Consider the following 1,242-nt stretch of genomic DNA (forward strand, 5'->3'; position numbering starts at 1 on the left):
CTACGCCCGCCCTACGCCGCAACCAGCGCGAACGGTGCGCCCGTCATACCCGTCACGCTGCTTGACGAAGGGGGTCCCTTTTGCACGCCGATAGGGGGTCCTTTTTGGACGCCGATTGACAGCGTTACGGGTTGTTCTACTTCTACGCGCAGAGCTGTGGCGCCTGCGAGGTGTTCGCGCCGATACTCCGTTCAGTCACCGACAGCCACCGCATGGTGGTGGTCGCCATCTCGATGGACGGCGGGCCGAGCAAGGACTTCCCGAACTACAAGGTCGATTCCGGCCAAAGGGCTCGGATGGGCGTGCCGGGCAACGAGACGCCGGCGCTCGTCCTCTACGACACCGTCACCAAGCGAACGATCCCGGTCGGCTACGGCGTGCTCAGCGCCGACGAGATCATGGATCGCATCTTCATGCTGACCAACACCAAGGTCGGGAGTGATTACTGATGGCCTGTTCTACGAAGAAGCGGAGCGGACGCGCCTTCCGGCGCACTGCCGCCATCCTGTCGATGATCGCCGCGTCGCACTTCGCTCTCATCGGCGTCGCCCGGGCGGACGTGGCCTCGGAGATGAACGGCTTCTTTAACGATGCCGGCGGCGCGGCGAACGTGACCGGTCCGACCGCGTTCCAGGGGCAGTCGGCGGGCTATTACTCGCTCGGCAACGTCTGGACGCGATTCCCTCAGAAGAGCGTCTCGCCCTTCAACCTGCAGCTGCCGAGCGCGCGGGCCGGCTGCGGGGGCATCGACCTGTTCTCGGGCTCGTTCTCGTTCATCAACGCCTCCGAGATCGTGGCGATGCTCAAGGCGACGGCGAACAACGCGCTCGGGTTCGCCTTCAAGCTCGCGATCGACAGCGTCTCGCCCGAGATCGGCAAGGTCATGGACGAGTTCAGCCAGAAGGCGCAGCTGCTCAACCAGATGAACATCTCGAGCTGCGAAACGGCTCAAGCGCTGGTGGGCGGCATCTGGCCGCAGATGGACTCGACCCGGTCGACGATCTGCGAGGCCGTGGGCAATAGCCAGGGAATTTTCTCGGACTGGGCGGCATCGCGCCAGGGCTGCAACAACGGCAATCGGCGTGACGCCACGATCGCGGGCAACACCGACGCAAGCATGGTAAGCGTGGCCTGAGGGCCGCCTTGCCCGTTTGGCCGTAGCCGGGATGCTTATCGTCTTTGACGAGGGCGCGGGCGGTGCGGGAAGTTTTCGGTTCTGAGACTGGTCGTACGAGCGCTCGT

2 pseudogenes are annotated in these 1,242 nt (G+C 64.5%); both read left to right on the top strand.

The features are described from left to right. Window positions 1-119: 119 nt before the first annotated feature. Window positions 120-449: pseudogene (gene traF / locus ABLE43_RS23155) on the top strand (conjugal transfer protein TraF); the annotation flags it as partial. A 62-nt stretch (window positions 450-511) separates the two neighbouring features. Further along, window positions 512-1,120 (top strand): annotated as a pseudogene (locus tag ABLE43_RS23160) (conjugal transfer protein TraH); the annotation flags it as partial. Window positions 1,121-1,242 lie beyond the last annotated feature (122 nt).

It is taken from the genome of Sphingomonas silueang (genome assembly GCF_040049155.1).
GTDB lineage: Bacteria > Pseudomonadota > Alphaproteobacteria > Sphingomonadales > Sphingomonadaceae > Sphingomonas > Sphingomonas silueang.